Below are 21,816 nucleotides of genomic sequence, written 5' to 3'. Positions count from 1 at the left end.
AATTTCGCGTATGAATCTAATAGTTTCCTTTTCAACACTTCCGCCACGCTACAATCAATTAAATCCCTTGTTAGATAATATAATTACTTTAGTTATCACTATGATTTTACATATTAATTTGTCTTTTTTGGAATTGAGTCTATGGCAAAAAATATATCGACTAAATAAACCGTTCTTAAGGTTTATCTAAGGTTGATACACTAAACTTTCCCCAAGTCAGCCGCGAATCTATCTGAGCAACGTTTAGTTTTCGTTAACTTATTCGGGCCTATAGTTGCCGATAGCTTAAAGTGTCTTAGGGATTTATTAATGCAGAATTTTTTGCCTTTCTCTCGTCCCGCAATCGGTACGGATGAAATTGACGCTGTCGTCAGCGTCCTCGGTTCTGGGTGGATCACCACAGGCCCACAGAATCAGCAGCTAGAAACCGATTTTTGTACCACGTTTGGATGCAAGCATGCGGTGGCGGTGTGTTCTGCCACTGCGGGTATGCACATCACCCTGATGGCATTAGGGATAGGCCCTGGTGATGAAGTCATTACGCCTTCTCAGACGTGGGTTTCGACGCTGAATATGATTGTGCTGCTTGGCGCTGAACCGGTCATGATTGATGTTGATCGCGACACATTAATGGTCAATGCGGCTGAAGTTGAAGCCGCCATTACATCAAAAACTAAAGCCATTATTCCGGTACATTACGCGGGTGCCCCTTGTGATCTTGATCCTTTACGCGCCATAGCCCTGCAACGTGGGATTCCACTCATTGAGGATGCCGCCCACGCTGCGGGTACAAGATATAAGGATCAATGGGTTGGCGAGAAGGGCACGGCTATTTTCTCTTTCCATGCCATCAAAAACATGACGTGTGCAGAAGGGGGCTTAATTGCGACCGACGATGATGAACTCGCTGCAAAAGTTCGTCGGCTGAAATTTCATGGCTTAGGCGTTGATGCTTTTGACCGTCAAGTTCAAGGCCGTAGCCCACAAGCTGAGGTCTTTGAACCGGGTTATAAGTATAACTTATCCGATATCCATGCGGCTATTGCCGTTGTCCAGCTCCAGCGCTTACCTGAAATCAACGCCCGTCGTCAGGCATTAGTCGCTCGTTATCATGCCGCACTCGCGGGTTCACCTCTGCAACCACTGGCTGTTCCTGATTATTCCCACCAACATGCTTGGCATCTTTTCATGGTCCGCGTGGATGAGGAACGTTGTGGTATTAGCCGGGATTCACTGATGGCTCAGTTGAAAGAATGCGGGATTGGGACAGGCCTCCATTTCCGCGCGGCACATACCCAAAAGTATTATCGCGAACGTTATCCACATTTACACCTACCGAATACCGAATGGAACTCGGCCAGATTATGCACATTGCCCCTTTTCCCCGACATGCAGGACAGCGATGTTGATCGGGTGGTTGATGCACTCACAACGATTATGGGGCCATACCGTGTCGCAAAATGAAGCAATCAAGAAAGTCTCAATTGTTATCCCTGTTTATAACGAACAAGAGAGCTTACCAGCGTTAATAGCAAGAACGTCGGCTGCCTGTCAGCAGCTGACGCAACCTTATGAAATTATTTTGGTTGATGATGGTAGCAATGATAGCTCAGGCGATATCCTGACAGCCGCGGCTAATGAGCCTGATAGCTGCATTATTGCTGTTTTACTGAATCGTAATTATGGCCAGCACTCGGCGATTATGGCTGGATTTAATCAAGTCAGTGGCGATTTAGTGATAACACTGGATGCTGATTTGCAAAACCCACCAGAAGAGATCCCCCGGCTAGTGACGGTGGCGGAAGAAGGCTATGACGTGGTTGGCACGGTTCGATCGAACCGTCAGGACTCGCTGTTCCGTAAAACAGCCTCCCGCATGATCAATATGATGATTCAACGTGCGACTGGGAAGTCGATGGGTGACTATGGCTGCATGCTACGTGCATATCGCCGTCATATTGTTGAAGCAATGTTACACTGTCACGAACGTAGTACCTTCATTCCTATCTTGGCAAATACTTTTGCTCGCCGTACCACAGAGATCACTGTTCATCATGCTGAACGTGAGTTTGGCGATTCAAAATACAGTCTGATGAAACTGATAAATCTGATGTATGACCTGATCACCTGCTTGACGACAACGCCTTTGCGCTTGCTCAGTCTGGTGGGCAGCGTCATCGCTCTTTCGGGGTTCACACTCGCCGTCTTGTTAGTGGTTTTACGCTTGGTCTTTGGCCCTGAGTGGGCTGGCGGCGGTGTCTTCACGCTATTTGCTGTGCTGTTCATGTTCATTGGTGCCCAATTCGTGGGAATGGGGTTACTCGGGGAATATATCGGCCGTATTTATAACGATGTACGTGCACGCCCACGTTATTTTATTCAGAAAGTGGTCGGCGGTGAGCAGACCGAAAATAATCAGGAAGTAGAAAAATGAAAGCGATTGTATTTGCCTATCATGATATTGGCTGTGTTGGACTGAAAGCGCTCGTTGATGCGGGTTATGATATTCAGGCGGTATTTACCCATACTGATGATCCTAATGAGAATCGCTTTTTCTCGTCAGTCGCGCGAGTCGCCGCTGATTTGGATTTGCCGGTATTTGCCCCTGAGGATGTTAATCACCCGCTGTGGATTGAACGTATCCAAGAATTGCAGCCTGATATTATTTTCTCTTTCTATTATCGCAATATGCTTTGTGACGATATTTTATCGTCAGCGCCACGGGGTGCATTTAATTTGCATGGTTCACTTTTACCGAAATACCGAGGTCGTGCGCCGATAAACTGGGCATTAGTCAACGGAGAAACCGAAACCGGTGTGACGTTGCATCAAATGGTAAATAAAGCGGATGCAGGCCCAATTGTAGGTCAACATAAGGTCTCTATTAGCGATGCAGATACTGCATTAACGTTACATGAGAAAATGCGTGAAGCATCCCAAGAGCTGTTACGTGATTTGCTGCCAAAAATGAAAGGCACATCACTGCACTTTACTCCTCAGAATGAAGCTGAAGCCAGCTATTATGGGCGTCGCACTGCCGCTGATGGTGAAATCCATTGGCATAAATCGGCTTTTGCTATCAATAATTTAGTGCGAGCTGTGACGGAACCTTATCCTGGCGCTTTCAGTTATCTGGGGCAACGTAAATTGATTATTTGGCGTGCGCGACCGCTGGATATTGCACACGAAAAGCTCCCCGGCACGGTACTCTCCACGTCGCCACTTGTCGTGGCTTGTGGTGAAGGTGCATTGGAGATTGTGACCGGTCAGGGTGAAAGTGGTTTGTATGTTCAGGGTAACCGCCTCGCATTAGAGATGGGGATTGTGGCTGATGTGCGTTTAGCGAATAAGCCCAGTAAAACATTAAAAAGACGTACACGGGTGTTGATTCTGGGCGTGAACGGCTTTATTGGGAACCACTTAACTGAACGCTTATTACGCGATGACCGATACGAAGTTTATGGATTAGATATTGGTTCGGATGCCATTAGCCGCTTCCTCAATAACCCTTATTTCCATTTCGTGGAAGGGGATATCAGTATTCATTCTGAGTGGATCGAGTACCACATTAAAAAATGTGACGTTATCTTGCCATTAGTGGCAATCGCCACGCCTATCGAATATACCCGTAACCCATTGCGCGTATTTGAATTAGATTTTGAAGAAAACCTGAAAATTGTGCGTGATTGCGTTAAGTACAATAAGCGTATTGTCTTCCCATCCACGTCTGAAGTTTATGGCATGTGTGATGATAAAGAATTCGATGAGGACACTTCGCGACTGATTGTTGGCCCTATCAATAAACAGCGTTGGATTTATTCTGTATCCAAACAATTATTAGATCGTGTCATTTGGGCCTACGGCGCGAAAGAAAACTTAAAATTCACCTTGTTCCGTCCTTTCAACTGGATGGGGCCACGGTTGGATAATCTGGATGCAGCACGTATTGGCAGTTCTCGCGCCATTACGCAGCTTATTTTGAATCTTGTCGAAGGCTCACCGATTAAGTTGGTCGATGGTGGGGCGCAAAAACGCTGCTTTACCGATATTCATGATGGTATCGAAGCGTTGTTCCGGATTATTGAAAACCGTGATGGGTGCTGTGATGGCCAGATAATTAATATCGGCAATCCAACGAATGAAGCAAGTATTCGTGAGCTAGCTGAAATGCTACTGAACAGTTTCGAACAACATGAATTACGTGGTCACTTCCCACCATTTGCTGGTTTTAAAGATATTGAAAGCAGCGCTTATTATGGGAAAGGTTATCAAGATGTGGAATATCGTACGCCGAGTATTCGTAATGCTCGCCGCATCTTACACTGGCAACCTGAGGTAGCTTTACAACAGACCGTCGCTGAAACCCTCGATTTCTTCTTGCGTGGCGCGGTACTTGAACAGAGTGAAACTCAAAAGGACGATTATCACGTATGAAGCAAGTTGGCCTGAGAATTGATGTTGATACCTACCGTGGCACCAAGGAAGGCGTACCGTCATTACTGACTGTTTTGGAAAAATACGGGGTTAGCGCCAGTTTCTTCTTCAGTGTTGGGCCGGATAATATGGGGCGCCATTTATGGCGCCTTTTCCGACCGCGCTTTCTGTGGAAAATGCTGCGCTCAAATGCCGCCTCGCTATATGGTTGGGATATTTTGCTAGCGGGCACGGCTTGGCCAGGTAAAAAAATCGCAAAAGATCTGGGGCCGATCATGAAAGCTACGCTGGAGTCAGGTCATGAGGTCGGTTTACATGCATGGGACCACCAAGGCTGGCAAGCGCGTGTTGCATCGTGGACGATGCAGCAACTGACTGATCAAGTACAATTGGGCGTAGATGCGTTACAACGCAGCATTCAACAGCCGGTAACTTGTTCTGCCTCTGCGGGGTGGCGGGCTGATGGTCGTGTTCTCGCGGTCAAGCAGCCATTTTCATTTCGCTATAACAGTGATTGCCGTGGTACGCATCCTTTTCGACCACAATTACCTGATGGCAGCTTAGGCAGCGTACAAATCCCTGTCACATTACCGACTTACGACGAAGTTGTCGGCAGCGAGGTGCGTGCTGAAGATTTTAATGATTTTATTATTGCGGCTATTTTGCGTGACCAAGGCGTTCCGGTTTATACCATCCATGCAGAAGTTGAAGGCATGTCTCAGGCCGACATGTTTGAGCAGTTATTGCTTCGGGCAAAAAAACAAAATATCCAGTTTTGCCCTCTCAACGAACTTTTACCTGAGAATTTGGATTCATTACCCGTGGGCAAGATCGTACGTGCAGCCTTTCCTGGCCGAGAAGGTTGGTTAGGATGTCAGACTGAAATAAAGGGTGCAGGATGAGTGTATTAAAAAGAAGTGGGGTTGTACTGCTATCGCTATTTTTTGTGCTGGTTTATCTATTACCCGTCAATAGCCGCTTATTTTGGCAACCTGATGAAACACGCTATGCAGAAATAAGCCGTGAAATGTTGCAACGTGGCGATTGGATTGTGCCGCATTTGCTGGGTATTCGTTATTTTGAAAAACCGATCGCGGGATATTGGTTCAATAATATTAGTCAGTGGATATTCGGCGACACCAATTTTGCCGTTCGTTTTGGCTCAATTTTCAGTACAGCCATCAGTGCGATATTGGTTTATTGGTTGGCCAATTTGTTATGGCGAAATCGCTCGACATCCGTATTAGCAACCTTAATTTATCTCTCCATGTTGTTGGTGTTTAGTATTGGCACCTATGCAGTTCTTGACCCAATGATTTCATTGTGGCTGACTGCGTCGATGGTCTGTTTTTATCTCACGTTAAGAGCAAAAACCTCAGCACAGAAAGTAGGGGCTTATTTGTTGCTTGGCCTTGCCTGCGCGATGGGGTTCATGACCAAAGGCTTTCTGGCGTTGGCCATTCCTGTCATTTCTGTATTGCCGATTGTCATACAGCAAAAACGAATAAAAGAACTGCTTATTTTTGGCCCACTGGCGATACTAAGTGCGGTGCTATTAAGTCTGCCTTGGGGCTTGGCGATTGCCCAACGTGAACCTGATTTTTGGCATTACTTCTTCTGGGTTGAACATATTCAACGATTTGCCGAGCAAGATGCGCAACATAAAGCGCCAATCTGGTATTACCTACCGATTTTATGTCTTGGTGTTTTGCCGTGGTTGGGATTATTGCCTGGTGCGCTTCTCAAAGGGTGGCGTGAACGCGTTACGCGACCAGAATTGTTCTTTTTACTCAGTTGGGTACTGATGCCGTTGCTATTTTTTAGTGTGGCAAAAGGCAAATTACCGACGTACATCCTACCCTGCATGGCACCGCTCTCATTGCTGATGGCGGCTTACGCGACAGATTGTGCAAATAGTCTGCGCATGCGTGCATTAAAAATAAACGGCATGATAAACCTCGTCTTTGGGGTGGTCTGTGCATTAGCTGTATTAGTGATTGGCTTAGGGCTAGTCAGTCACTTGGTGGCTTATGGGCCGCAAGAAAACCTCAAAGTGGTCCTTGGTGTGCTTTCCTTTGCTGGATGGGGGCTGGTGGGGTTCATTACGTTGCGCCATAACGCCCGCCATTGGCGCTGGGCAGCGGCATGTCCATTAGTGTTCATTCTGTTGGTTGCTTACCTTATCCCGCAGCAGGTGATTGATAGCAAACAGCCACAAAGTTTTATTCAGAATAATATCGATGAGCTAAAAAGTAGTCGATATGTTCTCACTGATAGTGTGGGTGTCGCAGCAGGATTAGCATGGGAACTGAAACGTAGCGATATCCTGATGTTCAATGAGAAGGGCGAGTTAACGTATGGTTTGAACTATGCAGACAGCCAAGATCAATTCGTCAGTGGTGAAGATTTCAGCCAATGGCTGGCACATGCAAGGCAACAAGGTGATGTATCGCTAGTGGTACAAATGTCTCGCGAGGGGGAAATTCCTGCTAATTTACCTGCGGCAGATAAGGTTAAGTTGATGAATCGGTTGGCTCTTTTGTGGTACAAAAAATCACAATGACAAGCTACCTGCTTTTAGTCATGGTCAGCTTATTGACCTGTGCGGGCCAGTTGTGTCAAAAACAAGCAGCGCAATGTTGGGAACAGTCTCATGAAGCGAGGCTGGCCCTGACATTGCGTTGGCTTGCCTTGGCTGTGTTATTACTCGGTTTGGGGATGTTGCTGTGGCTACGTCTATTGCAACATCTACCGCTGAGTGTCGCCTATCCGTTACTCAGTTTTAACTTCGTGTTGGTCACACTGGCTGCTCAGTTATTCTATGGCGAAAAGGCAACTGTTCGCCATTGGTTGGGGATCGCCGCTATCATGTTAGGCATTCTGTTAATAAGTTGGCATTGATGAAAGGTTATCTGTGGGGAATTGGCAGTGTGGTATTGGTGACGCTGGCCCAATTAATGTTGAAGTGGGGGATGATGCACACGCCTTTGATGTCTTTAGCTGATATCAATGCGGAATTTTTAGCGCGCCATCTTACACAATTATTCGCAGTGACCTTGGGGCTGATAGGGTATGCTTTCTCCATGCTATGCTGGTTTTTTGCCTTAAAATACTTGCCTCTCAATCGTGCTTACCCGCTACTCAGTCTCAGCTACGCACTGGTTTATTTGGCCGCGGTGTTACTACCTTGGTTCAATGAGCCAGCAACGCTACTGAAAACGATCGGGGCAGGTTTCATTCTATTGGGCATCTGGTTGGTCAATTCAAAACAGCTTAAAGTTGATTAAAGCCATTATCTCATTCATATAACTTGTTTTTTCCGCACTCGATAGCTAAATTAGCCCTAATGATGCCTGTTGCTAGCCAGATGTCCCGCCGTAAATCTCGTTGTCCGGTGAATTGGCTGAGCCCTTACCCTTGGTGAAATATCGATGCGGATGCGTTTCTGGATCTTTCTGGTCAGCATGATTCTAGCCGGTTGTAGCAGCCATGCTCCGACACCAAGTGGTCATTTGTCTGATTCTATTGTGGTGGTTGCCAAACTGAACGAGCAATTGCGTCAATGGGAAGGTACGCCTTATCGTAATGGTGGATTGGATCAGCGCGGCGTTGATTGCTCTGGATTTGTTTACCGTACGTTCCGCGATCGTTTTGATATGCAATTACCCCGCACGACAGTGGCACAAACCACACTTGGGACGAAAGTCTCTCGTGATGAGTTGATGCCCGGCGATTTAGTCTTCTTCAAAACTGGTAGCGGTCAGAATGGGCTACATGTCGGTATATACGATACTAATGATGAATTCATTCACGCTTCAACCAGTAAAGGCGTTATCCGCTCATCGCTAGAAAATGTGTACTGGAAACGTGTCTACTGGCAAGCGCGCCGTATCTAAGTAGGATATTGAATCGATAGGTTCAACCTGAAGATATCGGCACGGGTTATGTTATCTTAGTGGCTGCCTATTTTGGTTCGGAGCCGCGTTTATGTCATCCCTTCGCTTACTCATTTCTGACTCTTATGACCCTTGGTTTAATCTGGCGGTAGAAGAGTGTATTTTCCGCCAAATGTCCCCTGATCAGCGGGTACTTTTTTTGTGGAGAAACGCGAATACTGTGGTCATTGGCCGCGCCCAGAATCCGTGGAAAGAGTGTAATACTCGGCGTATGGAGCAAGATGGCGTGAAGTTGGCACGCCGTAGCAGCGGTGGCGGGGCCGTTTTTCATGACTTGGGCAATACCTGTTTTACCTTTATGGCGGGTAAACCGGAATACGATAAAACCATATCCACTCAAATTATTCTCAATGCACTGTCCTCATTGGGCATTCAAGCTACGGCTTCCGGCCGTAATGACCTCGTGGTGATCAAAGAGGATGGCGAGCGTAAAGTGTCGGGTTCAGCTTATAAAGAAACCAAAGATCGAGGCTTCCATCATGGCACGCTATTGCTGAGTGCTGATCTGAACCGTTTGGCAGATTACCTCAACCCCGATCCTAAAAAATTGCAGGCGAAAGGGATTACCTCGGTACGCTCACGAGTCACCAATTTAGTGGAACTGTTACCGGGGATCGACCACCAGCAAATTTGTGCTGCCATTGAACAGTCATTCTTCGATTATTACGATGAGACAGTTGCCGCAGAAATCATCTCGCCACAGGCTTTGCCTGACCTACCGGGTTTCGTGGAGCAATTTGCCAAACAGAGCAGTTGGGCATGGAATTTCGGTCAGGCACCCGCTTTTAGCCATTTGGTCGATACCCGCTTTGCTTGGGGCGGAATTGAGCTACATTTTGATGTATTACAGGGTGCAATCGATCGCTGCCAAATCTTTACTGACAGTTTGAATCCAGCGCCATTGGAGGCATTGGCAGATCGCTTGCAAGGAGTGGCATATCAGCCGGATGCCATCCACGCTGTGTGTGAGCAATTAAGTGATGATTTCCCTGAGTCGCAAGCTGAGTTGCAGCAAGTTCAGCACTGGCTGGTGGAGGTATTACGGTAATGGTCTCAGATAATATTGCTGGCGCTAATAACACGCTCGAGTTCGATAATGCACCACAATTTAAGAACAGCTACGCACATCAATTGCAGGGTTTCTATACGCCATTAGCACCCACGCCATTAAAAGGCGCGCGGTTGCTCTATCATAGTGAGCCATTGGCGCGAGAACTGGGGTTAGATGCCAGTTGGTTTAGTGGCCCCAAAGCGGCTATCTGGTCGGGCGATGCGGTTTTACCCGGTATGGAGCCGTTGGCGCAAGTCTACAGTGGTCACCAATTTGGTATGTGGGCGGGCCAGTTGGGTGATGGACGCGGTATTTTGCTGGGGGAGCAGCAACTCAGTGATGGCCGCAGCATGGATTGGCATTTGAAAGGTGCGGGTCTAACCCCCTATTCGCGAATGGGAGATGGCCGTGCCGTGTTGCGTTCTGTGGTCAGAGAGTTTTTGGCCTCAGAAGCCTTGCACCATTTGGGGATACCAACCACCCGAGCATTGACCATCGTCACCAGTAATCATCCTGTTTATCGTGAGCAACCAGAGCGCGGTGCGATGCTATTGCGGGTGGCTGAAAGCCATGTGCGTTTCGGCCATTTCGAGCATTTTTATTATCGGCAACAACCTGAGCAGGTTAAGCAACTTGCAGACTACGTTATTGCTCGCCATTGGCCGCAGTGGGTAGGGCAATCAGAGGTTTACTTATTGTGGTTTACCGACGTCGTCAAACGCACTGCGCGTTTAATGGCCCACTGGCAAACCGTCGGTTTTGCCCATGGTGTGATGAATACCGATAATATGTCGATTCTGGGTATCACTATGGATTATGGCCCATTCGGTTTTCTTGATGATTATGTCCCAGGCTATATCTGCAATCACTCCGATCACCAAGGTCGATATGCATTCGATAATCAACCTGCTGTTGCGCTATGGAACCTGCATCGGTTAGGGCAAGCGCTGTCTGGCTTGATGTCAGTGCAGCAATTAGAGTTGGCACTAGAGGCATATGAACCGGAGCTTATGGCCGCTTATGGTCAACAGATGCGTGCTAAGTTGGGCTTTACTGAAAAAAACGAGCAAGATAATGATTTGTTGACGGAATTATTGAGCTTAATGATCATAGAAGGTCGCGATTATACTCGTACATTCCGTTTGTTGAGCGAGGTTGAAGTCAATTCGGCGCAATCGCCATTGCGGGATGATTTTGTTGATAGAGCTAGCTTTGACAGCTGGTACAACCGCTATCGTTCACGCTTGAAACAAGAATCGGTAGAGGATGCTCAGCGTCAGCTGCTCATGAAAGCAGTGAATCCAAAGTATATTTTGCGTAACTATTTGGCTCAGCACGCGATTGAGCACGCGGAAATAGAGGATATACAGCCATTGCAGCGTTTGCATCAGGCATTGCAGCAACCCTTCGCTGATCAGCCTGAGTTTGATGACCTTGCGGCTTTACCGCCCGATTGGGGAAAGCATCTGGAAATCTCTTGCTCAAGCTAATGTTCGCTAACGCTACACACTTCAGATGACTAAATGCAGTGATATGACTTAATACAGTGATAGAACAGAAGCTTATTGAGGGACCCATTGGGCCTTTTGTTCTGCTCTATCACTGCGCGAGTTAAAATCGGCTACTAACAGCATCGGCCAGTAAGCTCAACAGTTGCTCGGTATCGGCCCAATTCAGGCATGGGTCAGTGATAGATTGCCCATAGGTCAGCGGTTGTCCGGCAACGATTTTCTGCGTTCCTTCGATCAAGAAGCTTTCGGCCATCACTCCGACGATAGCGGTTGAGCCGTTGCGGATCTGCTGACCGACATCGGCAGCAACTTCCAGTTGGCGACGGTGCATTTTCTGGCAATTGCCGTGGCTGAAATCCACCACCAAATGCTCCGGTAAATCAAACTCACGTAAGCTGTCACAAGCGGCTGCGATATCTGATGCGCCATAGTTAGGGGTTTTACCGCCACGCATAATGATGTGCCCGTAAGGATTCCCGCTAGTTTGGTAAATCGTCATCTGGCCATTTTTATCAGGTGATAAAAACATATGGCTGGCCTGAGAGGCACGGATAGCATCAATGGCAATACGAGTATTACCGTCAGTCCCATTTTTGAAACCGACAGGACAAGAGAGTGCAGAGGCCATTTCTCGGTGAATTTGGCTTTCAGTGGTCCGCGCGCCAATTGCGCCCCAACTGATTAGGTCGGCGATGTATTGACCGGTCACCATATCTAAGAATTCGGTTGCGGTCGGTAGCCCTAGTTCATTGACTGCCAGCAACAATCGACGTGCCATCTCCATACCAAGATTGACCTGACAAGAACCATCAAGAGCAGGGTCGGAAATCAACCCTTTCCAGCCCACGACGGTGCGTGGTTTTTCGAAGTAAGTGCGCATGACGATTTCGAGGCTGTCTTGATAACGCTCACGTAATACATTCAAGCGTGTAGCATAATCAATGGCAGCATCAAGGTCATGAATAGAACAAGGGCCAACAACAACTAACAGGCGTGGGTCTTCACCGGTGAGTATTTTCTCAATCCGTTTACGTGACGCTGTCACGTTATCTGCAATGGCCTCAGAGATCGGCAACTTTTCCGCCAGTTGTAATGGCGTAACTAAGCTGTCGATGCGCGCGGTCCGCAGTTCATCTGTTTTGTGCATGGAAAGTCTCTAAATCTGTTCTTCTCTGCGGCAGGAATACCGAGAAGTGATGGCGATCACAATAAACCAAAATGCGATGAATTCAACCGCCTTCCCGCTATTAATACGAATTTTTATAAAATAAATTACAAATAATAAATTTGGCGAATAATCAATCAGAACATCCGGCGGCTTAGCCCCAATATATCCAGAATTTTGGTGGAGATCTCTTCCACAGAGTAGTTGGTAGAATTCAGATAGCGAATCTGATTTTTACGAAATAATGCTTCGACTTCACCTACTTCCATTCGGCATTGGCGCAGTGATGCGTAACGGCTATTTTCTCGTCGTTCTTCGCGAATAGCCGCCAGACGCTCAGGGTTAATTGTCAGGCCAAATAGTTTGTGCTGAAAGGGTTTCAGTGCGGCAGGAAGCTGCAAATTATCCATATCATCGGCGATAAAGGGATAGTTGGCAGCACGAATTCCAAATTGCATGGCTAAATAGAGGCTGGTGGGGGTTTTACCACAACGGGAAACGCCTAATAAAATCACCTGTGCTTGGTCCAGATTACGCAGAGAAATGCCATCATCGTGGGCTAGAGCATAGTCGATAGCGGCTATGCGAGCATCGTATTTGCTGAGATTGCTTTCGGTTAAACCATGAGTGCGATTAAGCACGGGTTGTGGCGAGACGCCAAGTTCACTCTGGAGCGGTGCGACCAAAGCCTGCACGATGTCTTGACAGAACCCTTCACTGTGCTGGATGAGTTCCCGCACCTCAGGGCTGATTATCGAATAAAACACCAGTGGTCTGACGCCGGTTTGTTGGTAAATATCATTAATTTTTTGGCAAACCTCTTGTGCTCTGGCAGCACTTTCAACAAATGGCAACGTAAAGGTGGTGGCTTTAACCGGAAATTGTGACAAAACGGCATGCCCCAGAACTTCTGCGGTAATAGCTGTCCCATCCGAAATATAAAACACACTTCTCTCCACGCGGACTCCTCGATATTTTGCTGTTGGGATAAATGACCTTCCTTAAAAGACCATCATTGTGCAAGTTTAGCGCAATCAGTGTGCCTTATTCGGCAACACGGTAAAGTGTTTGCTGCCAGAATCACCCAAAAATAACTTTTCTTGTTGGCTTGATCGATTCACCTGTCCATGGGGTATGGATGATTATGCTAGTCTAAAACATATCCTTCGTCCTTGAAGCTGCAGGGGTGTTAGCGGCACGCACTCACCCGAATCACTTACTGATGTAAGCTCATCGGGATTCGTTTGTTTGCTGCCTACCTGCAACTCCAATGACTTTGGAGATGCCCTTTGGATTTGAAGCTGCAGGGATGTTTGCAGCCGATCTGCGCATCAATGACTTTGGGTGTTGCTGATTTATCAGCTGCGGTAATCACGATTTGTCCCCTACAGACGGTATCGTCACTATAAACAATGTAAAAAGGATTGTTTCGATGTCCAACAACGGCCTAAACCTGTGTAATGTGCTTTGGTACAACCAGCTTGGCATGCAAGATGTTGATCGGGTTGGCGGCAAGAATGCCTCCCTGGGTGAAATGATAACCAACCTTTCTGAACTGGGTGTTTCGGTACCCAATGGCTTCGCCACAACCGCTCAGGCGTTTAATGACTTTCTGGAGCAAAGTGGTGTTAACCAACGTATCTATCAACTGTTAGATCAGACCGACGTTGATGATATTGCGGCATTGGCCAAAGCCGGCGCGCAGATTCGTCAATGGGTCATTGAGACGCCATTCCATCCTGAATTCGAACAATCCATCCATCAAGCCTATCAGCAGTTAGCCGACGGTGAGCCAGAAGCATCTTTTGCTGTGCGCTCATCGGCAACCGCCGAAGATATGCCGGATGCTTCTTTTGCGGGTCAGCAAGAAACCTTCCTCAATGTGCAGGGAATTGATGCGGTGATGATTGCCATCAAGCATGTTTTCGCTTCACTGTTTAACGACCGCGCGATCTCTTACCGTGTGCATCAGGGTTACGATCACCGTGGCGTGGCGTTATCTGCGGGTGTACAACGCATGGTACGTTCAGATCTCGCTTCTTCCGGTGTGATGTTTACCATTGATACTGAGTCAGGTTTTGATCAGGTGGTATTTATCACCGCGGCACATGGTTTAGGCGAAATGGTGGTGCAGGGGGCAGTAAACCCAGATGAGTTTTACGTCCACAAGCCGACACTGCGCAACAATAAGCCGGCGATAGTGCGCCGAAATATGGGTTCGAAAAAGATCCGCATGGTCTATGCCGATAGCCAGGAGCATGGTAAGCAGGTTCAGATAGAAGATGTACCAGAGGCACAACGCAATCGTTTCGCTCTTAGCGATGATGAAGTTGAAGCGCTGGCGCGGCAGGCATTGTTGATTGAAGAGCATTATGGCCGTCCGATGGACATCGAGTGGGCCAAAGATGGTCATAATGGCAAGCTGTATATCGTGCAGGCGCGTCCCGAAACGGTGCGTTCCAACGAGCAAGTGATGGAACGTTATCAATTGAATAACCAAAGCAATGTGTTGGTCGAAGGGCGTGCGATTGGCCATCGTATTGGTGCGGGGCCAGTTAAGGTCATTCATGATATCAGCGAGATGGATCGCATTCAGGCTGGTGATGTGCTGGTGACGGACATGACAGACCCTGATTGGGAACCGATCATGAAAAAAGCCGCGGCCATTGTCACTAACCGTGGCGGTCGCACCTGTCATGCGGCGATTATTGCCCGTGAGCTAGGCATCCCTGCTGTCGTGGGTTGTGGCAACGCCACGGACCTGTTGAAAGAGGGGCAGAATGTCACGGTTTCCTGCGCTGAAGGGGATACGGGCTACGTGTATCACGAGCTACTCGACTTCTCAATTCAAAGCTCGCAGGTTACTGAGCTGCCAGATTTACCCCTCAAAATAATGATGAACGTTGGTAATCCAGACCGCGCGTTTGACTTTGCCCGCTTGCCGAATGAGGGCGTAGGTTTGGCGCGTTTGGAATTTATTATCAACCGTATGATTGGTGTGCACCCGAAAGCGCTGCTTGAGTTCGACAAGCAAGAACCGGCGATTCAGGCTGAAATCAAAGCGTTAATGAATGGCTATGACGATCCGGTTGAGTTTTATGTGGGTCGCTTGACCGAAGGAATTTCAACTTTAGGGGCGGCATTCTGGCCTAAACGTGTGATTGTGCGTTTGTCAGATTTCAAGTCTAACGAGTACGCAAATCTCGTGGGCGGTGAAGCCTATGAACCCCATGAAGAGAATCCGATGTTGGGCTTCCGTGGCGCAGGGCGTTATGTCGCAGACAGTTTCCGCGATTGTTTTGCGTTGGAGTGCGAAGCCGTTAAACGGGTGCGCAATGTGATGGGGTTGACCAACGTCGAAGTGATGGTGCCATTTGTTCGTACCGTGGCGCAGGCAGAGGCTGTTGTGGCTGAATTAGCGCGCCAAGGGCTGAAACGTGGCGAAAATGGTTTGAAGCTCATTATGATGTGCGAAATTCCATCTAATGCGCTGTTGGCCGACCAGTTCTTAGCGCATTTTGATGGTTTTTCAATTGGCTCAAACGATATGACTCAGCTGACGTTGGGGCTAGATCGCGATTCAGGCGTGGTATCTGAGTTGTTTGATGAACGTAATGAGGCAGTCAAGGCTCTGTTATCAATGGCGATTCAGGCGGCAAAACGACAGGGTAAATATGTCGGTATCTGCGGCCAAGGCCCGTCGGACCATGAAGATTTTGCGTTATGGTTGATGGAGCAAGGGATTGACAGTTTATCGCTTAACCCTGATACCGTCGTGCAAACTTGGCTAAGTTTAGCGCAACAAGCGAAGCACTGATTAATCACTGTGCTATCAGTTATCTAACACTATTAATCCGCAGTTCAAGCTGCGGATTTTTTATCTGTATCTAATACAAGTCAATTGAAAATAGCGATAGTTGAATAGTTAACTTGGCAGGATTAACGATAATGAGAATGAAAATATCATAATAAAAAAAAAGCCCGTCTTAGGTGACAGGCAAAGACTACACACAGCAATTCGTATATTCGATTACAGATATTTAAATAAAGCATCGTGCCATGATTTATTTAAACGCCTTGGGGAAAGCGATATCTCATAATAATAATATGAGAATTCCATGAGTTAGTCATTAAGAATCATCTGAATAAGATAGATAAAACAAATACTTCATACTGAAGTGATTTCGGAGGGTTATTAATAATTAACTTATTTAATACTAATGCAATGGATGGCTAAGAATAAGAAATCGGGAATTAACGAGGATATTATTTAATATAATAGCGAATGGTGCTGGATATTAGAGGGGGAGTAGCATAATTCCCCCCCTTTAAAAACTAAAGCTCGTCCAAATGCTTAGCAACTTCTTTAATGCTTTCTTCTGGTTCAGGGGCTTCACTAACCCAAGCCGCCGTTAGGCGGTAAGAAATCGCTAATACAACAGGGCCGATAAATAACCCGATCATACCAAATGAGAGTAAGCCGCCAATCACACCAGAGAGGATAAGGATCATCGGCATATCGGCTTCCATACGGATAAGATATGGCCGCAAGAAATTGTCCATGGTCCCGACGATACAACTCCATACCAACAATACCGTGCCCCAAGTCGTATCACCGGTCCAATACAACCAAATAATCGCGGGGACCAGTATCAACAGGGGGCCAAGCTGAGCGACACAACAGATAAACATGAGCACAGTTAAGAGGGTGGCATATTGAATACCCGCAATGGCTAGGCCAATCCCGCCCAATATTGCTTGTACTAGCGCTGTAACCACCACACCTAATGCGACGGCTCGAATGGCTTTCGCGGCCAAGACCACAACCGCATCCCCGCGTTTGTCTGCTGCGCGAACGGCGAAATGGCGAATAGCCAAACCAACTTGCTCACCATGGATATAAAGTAAAATGCTAAACAGCACCATTAATGCCAGATGAATTAAAAAATAACCAACATGAGCAGCTTGGGCCACCAACCAAGTCGCGGCTGCACCGATATAAGGTTGAGCTTTGGCGATTAATACATTGCCGCCGCCAGCAATGAGTGTATGCCAAGTGCTGTACAGTTTATCTCCCACCATCGGGACCGACTGCAACCAAGTGACATCCGGCATGCGTAAATTAGAAGGGCTAGATGCCCATTGGATAAGTGGACCGCTATTTTCCACTAAGCTACTGACCAACAGTGCGAGGGGAATAACAAAGAGCAGAATCAGCAGTAGACTCATGATGACCACTGCGAGCCATCGTTTACCCCAGAGGAGTTTTTGCAGCCGAGCCAACAGGGGCCAAGTGGCAATCACCACCATACCAGCCCAGGAAAAGCCCATAATAAAAGGCTGTACCACCCAAAAACTGGCGATGATCATTATCATAATGAAAATCACCCCAAACATCAGTCTAGGTAAATCGAAACGACGTTGCTGCGGGTAGTTCATCAGTGGGTTCTCACTTCGAAAGTCATGGCAAGGTGGCCATGGCACGATTTATTTCTGTATCGAAAAGATTATTTCAGCCCTAATCATGGTGTATTTCTTCAACTTTTAACAGACACCACTTAATTTTACTTATGATTTTAGGAAAAAAATGGCATCTATAAAGTCATGAATATCCGGAGGTCGAGATCACCCTGAAAAAATCTATTTTCTATCAGGTATGGCTATTATTGATGCAATATAAAATTTTGAAACTCAATGGGTTATTGTCGTATTTATGCTTGGCCTCTCGCCATCACTTTCCCATCATGCTGAATTGGCATAAATTATTCGACAAAGGTGATCACGAACAGATAATCTTTGAGCGGAACAACAAACACACATACCTATAGATAGGGTCACACTAATGATCCCACATATTTCTCAAGCGCCGGGTGTCGTTCAGTTGGTGCTGGATTTTTTGGATGCTTTGAAGCAAAACGGATTTACCGGCGATACTGCCACGAATTATGCCGATCGCCTGACGATGGCGACGGATAACAGCATTTATCAACTGCTGCCCGATGCCGTTGTTTTCCCACGTTCGACGGCAGATGTGGCCTTGATTGGCCGCTTAGCTGGGCAAGAAAGTTTCAAGTCGTTGGTCTTTACACCGCGCGGTGGTGGCACTGGCACTAATGGTCAGGCGTTGAACACCGGCATCGTGGTGGATATGTCGCGCCATATGAATCGTATTATCGAGATTAATGTGGAGCAAGGCTGGGTGCGGGTTGAAGCTGGCGTGATTAAAGATCAGCTCAATCAATATCTACGGCCATTTGGCTATTTCTTCTCGCCAGAATTGTCGACCAGTAATCGCGCCACCTTGGGGGGTATGATTAATACCGATGCCTCTGGGCAGGGGTCTTTGGTGTACGGCAAAACTTCCGATCACGTGCTGGGCTTGCGGGCTATTTTACTCGGTGGGGAGATGCTGGACACCCGCGCCATGCCGACGGCACTAGCGGAAACGATTGCTCAGGAGGATTCTGTCGCGGGGAGAATCTACCAGACTGTGCTCAATCGATGTCGTGATCAGCGTGAACTGATTCTGGAGAAATTCCCCAAACTAAATCGTTTTCTAACCGGTTATGATTTGCGCCATGTGTTCAGTGATGATCTGCAGACCTTTGACTTAACGCGCATTCTAACGGGTGCTGAAGGGACATTGGCCTTTATTACTGAAGCCACATTGGACATTACGCCCCTGCCTAAAGTGCGTCGTTTGGTCAATGTGAAATATGACTCTTTTGATTCTGCACTACGCAATGCGCCTTTTATGGTCGAAGCCAAAGCGTTGTCAGTGGAAACGGTGGATTCTAAAGTCCTCAATCTGGCGAAAGAAGACATTGTTTGGCATTCGGTCAATGAGTTAATTACTGATGTGCCGAACCAAGAGATGCTGGGGCTGAATATTGTTGAGTTCGCAGGTGATGATAAAGCCCTTATCGACGGACAAATGGAATCACTTTGTCAGCGTTTGGATGATTTGATCTCTGCTAAAGAAGGCGGGGTGATTGGTTATCAGATTTGCAGTGAGCTGGCAGGAATTGAGCGTATTTATGCGATGCGCAAAAAAGCGGTGGGTCTGTTAGGGAACAGCAAAGGGCAGGCTAAGCCAATTCCATTTGCGGAAGATACCTGCGTACCGCCACAACACTTAGCTGATTATATCGTTGAGTTCCGCCAATTACTGGATAGCCATAACCTGACATATGGCATGTTTGGACACGTGGATGCAGGCGTATTGCATGTGCGTCCGGCGTTAGATATGTGCGATCCGCAGCAAGAAATGCTGATGAAGCAGATATCCGATGAGGTGGTGCAACTGACGGCGCGTTATGGTGGCTTGCTGTGGGGGGAACACGGTAAAGGCTTCCGCGCAGAATATAGCCCTGATTTCTTCGGCGAAGAGCTGTATAGCGAATTAAGGCGTATTAAGTCTGCCTTTGACCCCGATAATCGCTTGAACCCTGGGAAAATTTGCTCACCGTTAGCCAGTGATGCGCCGATGATGAAAGTGGATACCGCCGATAAACGTGGCACGTTGGATCGCCGTATTCCGCTGGATGTCAGAACGTCATTCCGTGGTGCGATGGAATGTAATGGCAATGGGCTGTGTTTTAACTTTGACGCCCGTAGCCCGATGTGCCCGTCAATGAAGATTACCGGTGATCGCATTCACTCCCCCAAAGGCCGTGCTGCACTGGTACGGGAGTGGTTGCGATTGCTTTCCGAACAAGGGGTTGATCCAGTGGCGTTGGAGCAAGGCCTTGCCACTAAAAGGCCTAGCTTGCGTGATCTAATCGATAAAACGCGTAATACGTGGCATGCCAGTAAAGGGGATTATGATTTCTCCCATGAAGTCAAAGAGGCGATGTCGGGCTGTCTGGCCTGTAAAGCCTGTTCGACACAGTGCCCGATAAAAATTGATGTACCGGGGTTCCGCTCGCGTTTTCTTCAGTTGTATCACACTCGTTATCATCGACCGCTGCGTGATTATGTGGTGGCTGGCGTGGAGAGCTACGCACCTTTAATGGCGAAGACGCCGAAAGTCTTTAATTTCTTTTTGAAACAACCGTGGGTGGGTGCGTTAAGCCGCAAGAGTATCGGGATGGTGGATTTACCGATGCTGTCTAGCCCTTCACTGAAGCAATCATTATCGGGTCACTATGCCAGCACCATGACGTTGGAACAGTTGGAAAAACTGCCTGAGTCTGAACGGCGTCAGCACGTGTTGATCGTACAAGATCCTTTCACCAGTTATTATGATGCGCAAGTGGTTGCCGACTTTGTTCGGCTGGTAGAAAAGCTAGGCTTTAATCCTGTGCTGTTACCTTTTTCACCCAATGGCAAGGCACAGCATATTAAAGGCTTCCTACAACGCTTTGCCAAAACTGCGCGCAAGACGGCTGATTTTCTGAATCGCGTCGCGTTATTGGGCATGCCAATGGTCGGTGTTGATCCCGCGCTGGTGCTCTGTTATCGCGATGAATACAAAGAAATTTTGGGCGATACCCGTGGTGATTTTAATGTGCAATTGGTGCATGAGTGGTTACAGGTGGCATTGGCGGAGCAACCTGAACAGCAGATGAGTGGTGAGTCTTGGTACTTGTTTGGTCATTGTACTGAAAGCACTGCGTTGCCAGCGAGTAGCCAACATTGGGCATCGATATTTTCCCGCTATGGTGCCAAGTTAGAAAATGTCAGTGTTGGGTGTTGTGGCATGGCGGGCACTTATGGTCATGAAGCGAAGAACATCGATAATTCGCTGGGTATCTACGCATTGTCGTGGCAGCAAGCACTGCAAAAGCTGCCGGGTAAACGTTGCTTAGCTACTGGGTATTCGTGCCGCAGTCAGGTCAAACGTATTGAGGGTAATGGATTGCGGCATCCGTTACAGGCTTTACTCGAATTAGTTTAACGCGCTGTAATAAAGCCGCAAATCCCGCTGAGCTGACGCTGGTCAGTGATGCGGGTGAGAGAAAGCAGCTAACACCGCTGCAACTTCAACAGGAAGGGATACCCCAAACTAATTGGAGTTGCAGGTAGGCAGCAAATGAACGAATCCCGCTGAGCTGACGCTGGTCAGTGATGCGGGTGAGAGAAAGCAGCTAACACCGCTGCAACTTCAACAGGAAGGGATACCCCAAACTAATTGGAGTTGCAGGTAGGCAGCAAATGAACGAATCCCGCTGAGCTGACGTTGGTCAGTGATGCGGGTGAGAGAAAGCAGCTAACACCGCTGCAACTTCAATTAGGAAGGGGAGGATGAATGCTTTGGAAACGAACGGCCACACTCGAACAACTCAACCAACAAAGCCAAGGCTGCATGCTAGGGCACCTGGGTATTGAGTTTACTCGGTTCTCCGATGACGAACTAGAAGCGACGATGCCAGTTGATCACCGGACGACTCAGCCTTTTGGTCTATTACATGGCGGGGCATCTGTGGTGCTGGCAGAATCGCTCGGTTCGATGGCGGGCTACTTGTGCACCATTGAGGGCCAGCAGATTGTTGGGTTAGAAATTAACGCTAACCACTTGAAAGCGGTGCGTTCTGGCAAAGTGCGTGGTTGTTGCCGCGCGATTCATGTGGGCCGTAGCCATCAGGTGTGGCAAATAGAGATTTACGATGAGCAGGACCACCTGTGTTGTACCTCTCGCTTAACGACCGCAGTACTGACGCGCTAACCTTAGTCTCCATCATTCCTCTATTTCTACCG

General features: G+C 47.7%; 16 protein-coding genes and 1 other RNA gene. 13 read left to right on the top strand and 4 right to left on the bottom strand.

The features are described 5' to 3' along the window. The first annotated feature begins 309 nt into the window (after positions 1-309). From arnB to DA391_RS11990, 10 genes are all read left to right on the top strand, one after another. Complete coding sequence (gene arnB / locus DA391_RS12035; RefSeq protein WP_050285566.1) at positions 310-1,464, top strand: UDP-4-amino-4-deoxy-L-arabinose aminotransferase; 1,155 nt, start codon at positions 310-312, stop codon at positions 1,462-1,464. Beyond that, the gene (arnC, locus tag DA391_RS12030; RefSeq protein ID WP_050285567.1) at positions 1,451-2,434 is read left to right on the top strand and encodes an undecaprenyl-phosphate 4-deoxy-4-formamido-L-arabinose transferase; all 984 of its coding nucleotides are present in this window, start codon (positions 1,451-1,453) and stop codon (positions 2,432-2,434) included. The genes arnB and arnC overlap by 14 nt, the downstream gene beginning before the upstream one ends. Continuing rightward, positions 2,431-4,434, top strand: coding sequence for a bifunctional UDP-4-amino-4-deoxy-L-arabinose formyltransferase/UDP-glucuronic acid oxidase ArnA (arnA, locus tag DA391_RS12025; RefSeq protein WP_108087739.1), 2,004 nt, complete (start codon positions 2,431-2,433; stop codon positions 4,432-4,434). Before arnC ends, arnA begins: the two co-directional genes overlap by 4 nt. Beyond that, the gene (gene arnD, locus DA391_RS12020) at positions 4,431-5,336 is read left to right on the top strand and encodes a 4-deoxy-4-formamido-L-arabinose-phosphoundecaprenol deformylase (RefSeq protein WP_050081178.1); all 906 of its coding nucleotides are present in this window, start codon (positions 4,431-4,433) and stop codon (positions 5,334-5,336) included. Before arnA ends, arnD begins: the two co-directional genes overlap by 4 nt. Next, positions 5,333-6,997 (top strand): lipid IV(A) 4-amino-4-deoxy-L-arabinosyltransferase, encoded by a 1,665-nt coding sequence (gene arnT / locus DA391_RS12015; protein WP_108087738.1) that lies wholly within the window; start codon positions 5,333-5,335, stop codon positions 6,995-6,997. The genes arnD and arnT overlap by 4 nt, the downstream gene beginning before the upstream one ends. Further along, positions 6,994-7,335 (top strand): 4-amino-4-deoxy-L-arabinose-phosphoundecaprenol flippase subunit ArnE, encoded by a 342-nt coding sequence (gene arnE / locus DA391_RS12010; protein WP_057645090.1) that lies wholly within the window; start codon positions 6,994-6,996, stop codon positions 7,333-7,335. The genes arnT and arnE overlap by 4 nt, the downstream gene beginning before the upstream one ends. Next, positions 7,335-7,721, top strand: coding sequence for a 4-amino-4-deoxy-L-arabinose-phosphoundecaprenol flippase subunit ArnF (gene arnF, locus DA391_RS12005; RefSeq protein WP_057649490.1), 387 nt, complete (start codon positions 7,335-7,337; stop codon positions 7,719-7,721). Before arnE ends, arnF begins: the two co-directional genes overlap by 1 nt. A 144-nt stretch (positions 7,722-7,865) precedes the next feature. Continuing rightward, the gene (locus tag DA391_RS12000) at positions 7,866-8,330 is read left to right on the top strand and encodes an NlpC/P60 family protein (protein WP_019209866.1); all 465 of its coding nucleotides are present in this window, start codon (positions 7,866-7,868) and stop codon (positions 8,328-8,330) included. 91 nt (positions 8,331-8,421) lie between these two features. Beyond that, the gene (locus DA391_RS11995) at positions 8,422-9,438 is read left to right on the top strand and encodes a lipoate--protein ligase A (protein ID WP_057649489.1); all 1,017 of its coding nucleotides are present in this window, start codon (positions 8,422-8,424) and stop codon (positions 9,436-9,438) included. Then, positions 9,438-10,931, top strand: a complete 1,494-nt coding sequence (locus DA391_RS11990; protein WP_108087737.1) for a protein adenylyltransferase SelO — start codon at positions 9,438-9,440, stop codon at positions 10,929-10,931. The genes DA391_RS11995 and DA391_RS11990 overlap by 1 nt, the downstream gene beginning before the upstream one ends. Before the next feature lie 121 nt (positions 10,932-11,052). Here DA391_RS11990 and DA391_RS11985 read toward each other — a convergent pair whose 3' ends face one another. Together DA391_RS11985 and ppsR are read right to left on the bottom strand one after the other, a co-directional pair. After that, on the bottom strand, positions 11,053-12,099 hold the full coding sequence (locus DA391_RS11985; RefSeq protein ID WP_050081172.1) for a 3-deoxy-7-phosphoheptulonate synthase: 1,047 nt from the start codon (positions 12,097-12,099) through the stop codon (positions 11,053-11,055). A 155-nt stretch (positions 12,100-12,254) separates the two neighbouring features. Continuing rightward, positions 12,255-13,076: a posphoenolpyruvate synthetase regulatory kinase/phosphorylase PpsR gene (ppsR, locus tag DA391_RS11980; protein WP_050081171.1), complete on the bottom strand. Its 822-nt coding sequence runs from the start codon at positions 13,074-13,076 to the stop codon at positions 12,255-12,257. A 473-nt stretch (positions 13,077-13,549) separates the two neighbouring features. On the opposite strand from ppsR, the gene ppsA reads away from it, so the two are divergent. Further along, positions 13,550-15,934 carry a phosphoenolpyruvate synthase gene (gene ppsA, locus DA391_RS11975; RefSeq protein ID WP_050081170.1) on the top strand — a complete coding sequence of 795 codons (2,385 nt, stop codon included), beginning with the start codon at positions 13,550-13,552 and terminating at the stop codon, positions 15,932-15,934. A gap of 152 nt (positions 15,935-16,086) precedes the next feature. Here ppsA and rprA read toward each other — a convergent pair. Both rprA and ydiK read right to left on the bottom strand, forming a co-directional pair. Continuing rightward, positions 16,087-16,195: antisense sRNA RprA (gene rprA / locus DA391_RS11970), an RNA gene on the bottom strand. 257 nt (positions 16,196-16,452) lie between these two features. Beyond that, a complete protein-coding gene (ydiK, locus tag DA391_RS11965; RefSeq protein WP_108087736.1) occupies positions 16,453-17,556 on the bottom strand; it encodes an AI-2E family transporter YdiK in 1,104 nt (367 codons plus the stop codon). Between the two features lie 403 nt (positions 17,557-17,959). Between ydiK and ydiJ the strand changes: the two genes are divergently transcribed. Both ydiJ and DA391_RS11955 read left to right on the top strand, forming a co-directional pair. Then, a complete protein-coding gene (ydiJ, locus tag DA391_RS11960; protein ID WP_108087735.1) occupies positions 17,960-21,016 on the top strand; it encodes a D-2-hydroxyglutarate dehydrogenase YdiJ in 3,057 nt (1,018 codons plus the stop codon). A gap of 351 nt (positions 21,017-21,367) precedes the next feature. After that, the gene (locus DA391_RS11955) at positions 21,368-21,784 is read left to right on the top strand and encodes a hotdog fold thioesterase (protein ID WP_050285572.1); all 417 of its coding nucleotides are present in this window, start codon (positions 21,368-21,370) and stop codon (positions 21,782-21,784) included. The last annotated feature ends 32 nt before the right edge of the window (positions 21,785-21,816 follow it).

This window comes from Yersinia massiliensis, from assembly GCF_003048255.1.
Classification (GTDB): Bacteria; Pseudomonadota; Gammaproteobacteria; order Enterobacterales; family Enterobacteriaceae; genus Yersinia; species Yersinia massiliensis_A.
This window is presented reverse-complemented; position numbering and strand designations above follow the sequence as displayed.